7 protein-coding genes and 2 pseudogenes are annotated in these 9,784 nt (G+C 64.0%); 4 read left to right on the top strand and 5 right to left on the bottom strand.

The features are described from left to right. From GFD18_RS10970 to GFD18_RS10745, 3 genes and pseudogenes are all read left to right on the top strand, one after another. Nucleotides 1–520, top strand: a pseudogene (locus GFD18_RS10970) (serine/threonine protein kinase); the annotation flags it as partial. A 52-nt stretch (nt 521–572) separates the two neighbouring features. After that, nucleotides 573–3,164 (top strand): excinuclease ABC subunit UvrA, encoded by a 2,592-nt coding sequence (locus GFD18_RS10750; RefSeq protein WP_404801627.1) that lies wholly within the window; start codon nt 573–575, stop codon nt 3,162–3,164. A 261-nt stretch (nt 3,165–3,425) separates the two neighbouring features. After that, nucleotides 3,426–4,187: a hypothetical protein gene (locus GFD18_RS10745; RefSeq protein WP_225433093.1), complete on the top strand. Its 762-nt coding sequence runs from the start codon at nt 3,426–3,428 to the stop codon at nt 4,185–4,187. A gap of 96 nt (nt 4,188–4,283) precedes the next feature. Here the strand turns inward: GFD18_RS10745 and GFD18_RS10740 are convergent, their stop codons facing one another. The 5 genes and pseudogenes from GFD18_RS10740 to GFD18_RS10720 all read right to left on the bottom strand — a co-directional run. Beyond that, on the bottom strand, nt 4,284–4,643 hold the full coding sequence (locus tag GFD18_RS10740) for an ArsR/SmtB family transcription factor (RefSeq protein ID WP_191997388.1): 360 nt from the start codon (nt 4,641–4,643) through the stop codon (nt 4,284–4,286). 46 nt (nt 4,644–4,689) lie between these two features. Continuing rightward, on the bottom strand, nt 4,690–5,451 hold the full coding sequence (locus GFD18_RS10735) for an SDR family NAD(P)-dependent oxidoreductase (RefSeq protein ID WP_163200157.1): 762 nt from the start codon (nt 5,449–5,451) through the stop codon (nt 4,690–4,692). A 26-nt stretch (nt 5,452–5,477) separates the two neighbouring features. Further along, nucleotides 5,478–6,842, bottom strand: coding sequence for an NADH:flavin oxidoreductase/NADH oxidase family protein (locus GFD18_RS10730; protein WP_225433091.1), 1,365 nt, complete (start codon nt 6,840–6,842; stop codon nt 5,478–5,480). Between the two features lie 193 nt (nt 6,843–7,035). Then, nucleotides 7,036–8,298, bottom strand: a complete 1,263-nt coding sequence (locus tag GFD18_RS10725) for a hypothetical protein (protein WP_163200156.1) — start codon at nt 8,296–8,298, stop codon at nt 7,036–7,038. A gap of 297 nt (nt 8,299–8,595) precedes the next feature. Beyond that, nucleotides 8,596–9,225: pseudogene (locus GFD18_RS10720) on the bottom strand (NADPH-dependent F420 reductase); the annotation flags it as partial. 169 nt (nt 9,226–9,394) lie between these two features. On the opposite strand from GFD18_RS10720, the gene GFD18_RS10715 reads away from it, so the two are divergent. After that, nucleotides 9,395–9,784 (top strand): PadR family transcriptional regulator (locus tag GFD18_RS10715; RefSeq protein WP_163228295.1); only part of this gene is annotated, 390 nt, incomplete at its 3' end.

Here is a 9,784-nt window from a genome sequence, read left to right as displayed (position 1 = left end):
CGTCGCCATACGCAACACCGACAAGACGAAGACCATCGTCTTCCCCGAGCTCGTCGTCACCGGCAAATCGGCCGACGGCAAGGTGGTGTTCTCCAACACGCAGACGATGCCGCTTATCTACCCCGGCGAGACGCTGCACTACGGCGGCCAGAGCGGCGACGGCGTCGCGCCGAAGACCGTGGAGTTCACGCTCAACGACATCGGTTCCATGAACGTCATCGATACCGACGGCGCCGAGACCTTCGCCGTATCCGGCGTGAACGCGACCAGACTCGGCGATGGCGGCGAGACGTTCGGCGGCGAGGTCACCACCACCCGCGACGACGACAACGGCGAAGGCATCTATGGCGGCAACGGAGTCAATGTGACGGTTGTGCTGCGGGACGCCGGCGGCCGCATCGTCTACGGCGAGCATGCCTACATCGACAAGCCCGCCAAGGGCCGGTCGAAACCGTTCTCCATCACCATATACGGCCTGCCGCAATACGCAACATACGAAGTGTACGCCGGCACGGCGTGACGGCGGTTCGGCGGCGCGCCCCGCCCGATCGTCGGTTCCTACAATGGGAGGCATGACTCAAGGCATGAACGGGGACGGACGACGCGTGCCCAGCGCCATCGAGGTGCGTGGCGCGCGCGTGCACAATCTCAAGAACATCGACATCGACATCCCGCTGGGGGAGCTGGTCGGCGTGGCCGGCGTCTCCGGCTCGGGCAAGTCGTCGCTGGCATTGGGCGTGCTCTATGCCGAAGGCTCGCGCCGCTACCTCGAGGCCCTCTCCACATACACGCGCCGGCGGCTCACCCAGGCCGGCCGCGCGCAGGTCGACGACGTACGGCATGTGCCCGCCGCCCTCGCATTGCATCAGCGGCCAAGCGTGCCCGGCGTGCGCTCCACATTCGGCACCATGACCGAACTGCTCAACAGCCTGAGGCTCCTGTTCTCCCGCGTCGGATCGCACGTCTGCCCGCACTGCGGCACGCGCAACGGGCCAAGTCTCAACGTGGCCGCCGAACTGCCCATCGTCTGCTCCGGCTGCGGAAGGAAATTCCACGGTCCCGGCGCCGAAAGCCTCGCCTTCAACTCGGCCGGAGCCTGCCCCGCATGCTCCGGAACCGGCGTCGTGCGCGAGGTCAACCGCGCCGCGCTCGTGCCCGACGAGACGAAATCCATCGACGACGGCGCCGTGCTGCCATGGGGTTCGCTCATGTGGGACCTCATGAAGCAGGTATGCGGCGCGATGGGCGTACGCACCAACGTGCCGTTCAACCAGCTCACCGACAAGGAGCGTGACATCGTCTTCAACGGGCCGGCCGTCAAGAAGCACATCCTCTACCGTTCGAAGAAATCCGACGACTTCGCCGAACTCGACTTCACGTACTACAACGCCGTCTACACGGTGGAGAACGCGCTCGCCAAGGCCAAGGACGAGAAGGGGCTGAAGCGTGTGGCGCGGTTCCTCGTGGAGAAGCCGTGCGCCGACTGCGGCGGCACGAGATTGTCGGCCGCCGCCCGTGCACCGAAGATCGGCGACGTGAACCTTGCGCAGGCCGCCGCGATGACGCTTGACGACGCCGTCGCCTGGGTGCGCGGCGTGCCGGATTCGCTGCCGCCGGAAATGCGGCGGATGGCGCGGAACATCGGCGAATCGTTCCTCGACGTGGCGAAAAGGCTGCTTGAGCTCGGTCTCGGATATCTGTCGCTCGACCGCGCCGGAGCCACGCTTTCGACCGGCGAACGTCAGCGCGTGCAGCTCGCCCGCGCCGTGCGCAACCGCACGACGGGTGTGCTCTATGTGCTTGACGAGCCGTCGATCGGACTGCATCCGGCGAACGTCGATGGCCTGCTCGGCGTGATGCGCGACCTCGTGGCCGACGGCAATTCCGTGGTCGTCGTAGACCATGACGTGCGGGTTCTTAAGGCCGTCGACCATCTGGTGGAGATGGGGCCGGTCGCCGGCGCCGACGGCGGCCATGTGATCGCGCAGGGCACGGTGGGCGAGGTCGCTCGGACGGAGGGCAGCCGCATCGCGCCGTTCCTGACGGAGAATCGCGCCGCTCGTGTGCGCGACGTCGTTGCGCCGTCCGGCATGTTCGCGAACGGCCGTATTCATATGGAGACGGGCCCGCTGCATACGGTGAAGCCGCTGAACGTGGACATTCCGCGCGGCCGGCTCACCGTCGTGACCGGCGTCTCCGGCTCCGGCAAGACGACGATGGTATTGGAGTCGCTGATCCCGGCGTTGAAGGCGCGGGCCGCGGACGGGCCGCTGCCGGAGCATGTGCGTGCGCTGAGCGTCGAAGGCGGCGGCGATTCCGATGACACCGCCTCCGGCGACGACGGGAATGCCGCTGACGTCACCGGCATCGCCCGCGTGAACCTCATCGACGCCACGCCCATCGGCGCGAACGTGCGGTCCACCGTCGCCACCTACGCCGGCATACACGACGAACTGCGCAGGGCGTTCGCTCGCGGCGAGGAGGCCAAGGCCGCTGGGTACAAGGCGGGGGATTTCTCCTACAACACCGGCCGTCTACGCTGCCCGACCTGCGACGGCACCGGGTCGATTTCGCTGGATGTGCAGTTCCTGCCCGACGTGGACATCGAATGCCCCGACTGTCGCGGCACGAGGTATGCGCCCGAGGCGAGCCGCATCCATCGCGTGCCGAAGCCAGGGAAAAACGCCGCCGCCGTGAATCCTCTGACGTTGCCGCAGTTCATGGCGATGAGCGTGGACGAGGCGCTGGCCGTTACCACCGACCTACGCAAGGTCCATACGCGGCTGGAGACCCTGCATGATCTGGGCCTTGGGTATCTCACGCTCGGCGAACCGACGCCGGCCCTGTCGGGCGGCGAGGCGCAGCGGCTCAAGCTCGCCAGCGAAATGGGGCGTGCGCAATCCGACGCCGTATTCGTATTCGACGAGCCGACCATCGGTCTGCATCCGCTCGACGTGCGTGTGCTGCTCGGCGTTTTCGATCGTTTGGTCGACGCCGGAGCCACGATCGTCGTCATCGAACACGACCTCGACGTCATCGTCAACGCCGACCACATCATCGACATGGGGCCGGGCGGCGGCGAACACGGCGGCCGCATCGTCGCCGCCGGATCGCCGGCCGACATCGCCGCCAGTCGCGACAGCATCACCGGCCGGTACCTGTAGCGGCAATCGAGTCATCGGCCGAGGGCGCGGGCCGGCGGCGCTTTCGCCGGTCTGCGGAAATTATCCACATCGGCGGATGAACGGTCGATTCATCCACATTCTCCATCTCGGCCATCGAATTATCCGACTTATCCACATTCCCGTCGAAGTCGTTTGCCGGCCGCTTCGCACCGCCATACAGTGGTCACCACCTGCGAACGAAGGGAATCGCGGGAACGTTGGAATCATTGACGTTCCGACGGTTTGCCAACGATGGGAGCGATGATGAAGCAAGCGATACTCGATGATGAGAACGAATCGCGGGGAGCGGCCATGCTCGACACCGGCGACATCGCCGACCTGTTCCGCGAATGCGATCCGGACGGGTATACGGCCGCACGGCGCCGGTTCTACCATGAAGTGAACCTCAATCCGTTCAAACGACATCCCGACCAGCTGCTGCGACTGATCGAATGGTCGTTCTGCGACTGGTTCTCCTACGAATGCGCGGTCGATGCGAGTTCGGAGGACGATGAGGACGACGACGGATTCCCGCAGTACCGCGTCGGCCCCGACGGCGACGGACGCTCGCCGTTCCGCGTCGCCGGCGAGCGCCTTCATGACTGCGGGCGAATCAACGACGACCAATTGGCCGATATGCGGCAGATCGCCGAAACGAATTTCGCCACGATGTTCTGGATCCGCGACTCCAACGCGGCGAAGGGCCGTCTCGTGCTGGAAGACCTCATCCACGGCGGTGAATACAGCGTGTGGTGTCCTCCGGTCGCGGCGAAATACGATGGCGCGCACGGCGGCATGATAGTCAACCGCATCGCCAAGGTCGACGGCGCATGGCGGCCATGCGGGCTGCCGGTCTACGAGACCCGATACCCCAACACGCCCGATGTGCGCAAGGGACTGATCCGTGAGTTCAAGCGGCTCGACTACCATCCGGATTTCCCCGGTCTCATCCGGTTCTTCTACGGGCGGGCCAAGGACACCGGCCTCGACTGGGAGGACATGGCCGCCGCCATGGGGGAGTGATGACGACGTGCGTAACCTGCTGTATGTGATCCGGCCGTGAACGATGCACGTGCCTGCCCGTATGGCTGTGTCGTGACGTGGGCCGAGCACGTGTCGTTATTGCGCCGCCTGCGCCGAGCGCTCCGCATCGGCGGCGGCGAGATCGGACTTGAGCGCCGCCGCGAGCTCGTCGAGCAGCGGCAGCCAGCGGTCGGCGCGGGCCGTGCAGATGCGGCGCGTGGCCTCCTTGGTGACGTCGATGAACCCGGCCTGCTCCAGCAGCTTGATGTGATGCGAGACCGCCGTGCGCGACAGCGTCGAGGACTCGCACAGCTCGCCCACCGTCTGCGGGCCGTCGCACACCAGCTGTACGAGAAGTCGTTGACGGTTCGGGTCCTTGAGTGTTTCGAACAGCGGAATGCACTCGTTGAGTATCTCCAGGCTGCGAATCGGCCCGTCGCATGTTGTTGCCGTCATCATCCACCTCGTTTCCGTTCGGAATGTCATTGTACTGGCGAACCGGTCACATCGTGGAGAACCGTACGAACAGGTTTATCGGCATGATTTTCGTCAATATGGCGAGCGCCTTGTTGAACGTTCCCATCGTATAGGTGGCGCGGTTGCGTTTCGCCGCGCGAATTGAGTTTCGGGCCAGTCGGTTCATGTCGAGTGATGGAATCCAGCCGAGTCGACCGTCGCCGAGTCCTGAACCGTTCCTTTCCATGGTCATTGCCGTATTCATGCGCCCGGGCTGCACCGCGGTGACATGAATTCCTCGCGGTCGCAGTTCCTGCCGCAGCGTGACAGAGAACGTTCGTACGTAGGCTTTGCTGGCGCTGTAGGCGGCGAGGTTCGGACTCGGCGCGAATCCGGAAACCGAACCGACCTGCAGAATCATCGATCCTCGACGCATGTACGGCAGGCAGACGCGCGTCACCGTCGTGATGCCGATGACATTCAACCGCAGCATCTGCATGATGCGTCGAGAATCCTGTTCGGCGAATTCGCCTCCGAGCGCGGCACCGGCGTCGTTGACGAGGACGCGGACGATCGGTCGTCGCTCCTCCATCCGGTTCGCGAGCAGGGCATAGCTTCGTGAATCGGTGAGATCGAGCGGCACCGGCACGATGCGCGGATGCCGGTATTCGGCGGCGATTTTGGCGAGTCGCTCGGCATTGCGGGCGATTACCCAGATTTCATCGACCTCCGGGCATTCGGCGATCACCGCATCGACGTATCGGCGCCCAAGCCCCGAACTGGCTCCAGTGATGATGGCAATGGACATGACAGTTCATCCTCCGTTTCTCGTGCTCACTGATGGCCCTTGCGGCGGCGGGGAGTGAGGGTGCCGACGCCGTGCTGGCGGATGGCGAACAGCAGCGCACGCAATCCGCCGATGCGCGGATTCGGTGATTTGCCGCGGCCGATGCGGTTCATCTGCAGCTCGAACCAGCTGATGACGAGAATGCCGCCGAACGCTTGGTCAAGAGCCCTGACGCCGGTGGTGATCCACGGCAGGCGGACCGTGCCCTGCCATCGCGCGTTCATGATGAGATTCGGCAGGCTCGGCTTGACGACGAGCGGTCGGGCGATGCCGATCATCTGCGTGACGCCGCTCGACAGCGCCTTCTCCATGTCGGCGGCGTTGCGGAAGCCGCCGGTCAGGGCGATCGGCGTATCGATCGTGCCGGCGAGGCGTTCGGCGAAGTCGGTGAAGTAGACGCCTCGTGCCTCGTCTTCGCGGGCTCCGGAATTGGTCTGGATGACGGGTTTCTCCAACGTGCCGCCGGAGACGTCGATGAGGTCGACGCCCATGGCCGACAGCCGCTTGATGACCCAGATGGACTCGTCCTCGTCGAAGCCGCCGGGCGTCGTCTTGTCGGATTCGTCAGCGGAGCGTGGCGCCTTGACGGCGATGGGCACGTCGCTGGAATTGATTTTCACGGCGATAGGGAAGCCGGGGCCGACTTCCACCCGCACGGCTTCGACGATCTCGAACAGGAATCGCGCGCGGTTTTCAAGGCTGCCGCCGTATTCGTCGATGCGATGATTGTCGAGCGGCGACAGGAACTGGTTGATGAGATAGCCGTGGGCCGCGTGAATCTCCACACCGGTGAATCCGGCCTTCTTCGCGATGTCCGCCGTGGTGGCGAACCGGCGGACGATGTCGTGGATCTGCGGCCTGGTCAGTTCGCGCGGTTCGGCGAAAAACCGTCCGTAGTCGCCTTCGAGCCGGCCGGCGCTTGGTGCGACCGGACTGCGGTTGATGGTGATGGGCGACTGGCGGCCGGGGTGATTGATTTGCATCCAGCAGTGTGCGCCGTGTTCGGTGCCGGCCGCCGCCCAACGACGCAGCATGGCGAGGTCGCGTTCGTCCTCGACGGCCACGTTGCCGGGCTCGCCGAGCTGCGTGCGGTCGACCATCACGTTGCCGGTGACAAGCACGCCGGCGCCGCCTGCCGCCCAACGCCGGTACAGCCGCACATGCGCTTCGGTCGGCGCGCAGTCGCGGCCGGCGAGCGCCTCGTTCATCGCCGACTTGTAGAAGCGGTTCCTCACCGTCACCCCACACGGCAGCATCAGCGGCTCGGATACGAGCGGGCGGTTCGTTGCGGCGGCGGCGTTCGGCGTGAGGTCGGTGCTTGTCGTGGCGTCGGTGGTTTTCTCCATGGTCATCGCAGTCTCCTTCGCATATTGCATCTAAATGTCTAAACGTTTCGACATTTAAACACTAACATACGTCATCCGGACCGCAACACTCACGGCGCAAAATCCCGAAATCCGCAATTCATGGTGCCTTTTGGTCGAAAATCAGCCGAAAAACGACCGAAAAGCACCATGAATCGCCGGGAACGGGTTTGCGGGCCGGCTATTCGACGGTCGGGTCGTTCGTGCCGTTGCCGTTGCCGTTGCCGCCGTCGACCGGCTCGACGTGGTCGAACACCTGCATTCCGCCGCCCGGCCAGTAGGTGATCTTCATGGGCGTGTCCTCCTGGCTGCCGTAGATGCGTTCGATTCGGTCCCGCACCTTTTCGGCATGAGTGCGGGGAATGGCCACGACGAGGTATTTGCTGCCGTCATCGCCGCCGCCGTTGCCGACGTAATGGGCCATAAGCATCCAATATTCACGGGATGTACCGATGCCGGAGCCGGTGACGCTGCCCGTCGTTACGATTTCGGTCCGTGGCCCTTCGATGAGCGCGGCCATCGGATTGTATATGCAGGCGATTCCCGCAGTGACCAGCGTGATGACGACGGCCACATGCCGCATAAGGCTGACGTGCGCAGCATCCTCGTCGACGTCATGGTGTGTCGCGTCGTATCTACGGATCATGAACTGGCTGACGATGCCGTGAACCAGCATTATCGCCGCGGCGGCGAGCACGGCGATGCCGCCGGTCATCTTGCGGAGGATCAGTTGCTCTCCCACGCCGGTGAGCTGTCGGGACGTCAGATACATGGCGATCGCGACGACGACGATCGCCGCCAGTGTGAATCCCCATACGATGAGGAACGACGGTTTGAGCTGAAGATCAAGGGCGGAGCTTTTCAACGGCTCGTCGTTCTTGCGATCGGTGTTCTTCGTCGCATCTGCGTATGCCGCGTTCGGCATCGTTCCGGAGCGGTCACCGGCGCGGCCGTCCGTATCGTCGGAAGCCCGCCCCTCGTATGTCGTCCAGGGCTGTTCCAGCGTCACCGATTTGCAGGTTTTCGATTGCGGGTACCAGCTGACGATGATGCGGGAACCCTGGTGCTGCAACGCTTCGTTAAGGGCTTTGTTTCGCATGGCGGACCATGGCACCGAATGGAAGACGAGGTCCTCGCCGTCGGTGGTCAGGAATCGGTACACCGTCAGAACGTCGCCGTCGCTATCGGTATGCGAATAATATGACACGACCGTGGCGTGGGCGGTCTTCGCGCCGCGAACGATTTGGAGGACGTAGTACGACACCAGTCTGATGCAGCCATACAAGACGGCGGCGGCAATCGCCATCAGCGCCGCAGCCGGCGGTCCGAAATGCACGTCGAGTACTTTCGGCACGGTCATATCCTGGCCGCCGGCCAGCATGAACGGCACCGTTCCCAGTCCGATTAGGGCGAACAGGACGATTCTGCCTCCGAAATTCCTCATATCTCTCCCGCGACGTATGTTCCATGCGTTGCCCGTCGGAACCGCAACGGACGTATCCTCATTGTCGTCCGTATGGGGGCGATGAAACGTCGATGCGGCGATAAGTTCGCCTGCTGTTCATGTTATGCCGAGGTGAAATAAGGGCAGAAAACCCCGTTCCGGCCGTTCGTGGTGCCTTTCGGTCGAAATTCAGCCGAAAAACGACCGAAAGACACCATGAATCGTGGAGAACGGGGTTTTGAGTGCGGTTTGCGCCGGGGAATCAGGGGTGGATGGGCTCGTTCGGAGCCCGTCCGACTACTTCACGACCTTGAAGCCGCCGGTCCACGGGGTCTGCTCGGTCACGCCGAGGATGATCTGCAGGGCGCCGTAGCCCTCGAGATACTGGGCGCGCTTGAGCGGGCCGGCATCCACGGTCTTCAGTCCCGCGGCCTCGATGAATGCGGCGACGGACTTCTTGGCGTCCTCGTCGTCGGCGGCCAGCTGCACGACGGTCGGCGCGCCGTCGTTGACGCCGGTGGCCAGCGTGGCGGCGAACGTGGTGTTGAAGCCCTTGACGACCTTGGACTGCGGCAGCTTGCCGGCCAGCCATTCGGCGGCAGACTTGGCGCCTTCCGGCAGGGCGAGGTCGAAGGTGGTGAAGTCGATGGGGTTGGCCACGTCCACGATGGTCTTGCCGGCGAACTGGGGGGCGTACTCGGCGAGCACCTCGTCGTAGGCGGGGAACGGCAGGGCGAGCACGACGATGTCGCCGGTGATGGCCTCGCCGAACTTCGCGCCGGCGACGCCTTCGGCGGCTGCGGCGGCCTTGTCGGGGTTGCGGTCGATGACCTGTACGTTGGCGCCGGCCTTGGCGGCGATGCCGGCCACGGCGGATCCGATGTTGCCTGCGCCGAAGATGGTGATGTTCGTCATGATGGGTTCCTTTCGGTCGGTCCGACGGCGTTCGTCGCCGGTTGTTGTTTTTGGTCGTTCTTACGTTTATGTCGCTTCGACATATCTCTTTTCGAGGTATTTCGTTGCGTTGGTCATCACTATATACATCGAATCGAGATATGTCTAAACGCGGCGTGTCGAAACGAGGTATACTGGGGCCATGAGCGTAATAGAGATGATGATTCTCGGCTTTTTGTCCGAGCGATGTATGTGCGGCTACGAGCTGCGTAAGAAGATGGAGCAATTGCAGGGGGACGCGCGCAAATTCAGCGACGGCGCCATCTATCCCGCGACGTCACGATTGGTCAAGGCCGGGCTGATTTCCGAACGGTCCGAGCCGCGCGATGGCCGCCAGCGCCGCGTATTCACGCTGCTCGACGCCGGCCGCGGGCGACTGATCGATGAATTAAGGGACGCCGACGGCTTCTACGTCACCGACATGGCCAAATGGACGGTCGTATTGACGTTCCTGTCCGTCGTTCCCGACAAACGCGACCGTGACGCCGTGCTGCGGCGGCGGTACGAACTGCTGAGCCGGCAGGACGTGCAC

Origin of the sequence: Bifidobacterium saimiriisciurei (assembly GCF_010667655.1) — a bacterium.
Classification (GTDB): domain Bacteria; phylum Actinomycetota; class Actinomycetes; order Actinomycetales; family Bifidobacteriaceae; genus Galliscardovia; species Galliscardovia saimiriisciurei.
The sequence above is the reverse complement of the archived record's forward strand: the minus strand, read 5'-3'. Positions and strand labels throughout refer to the sequence as shown.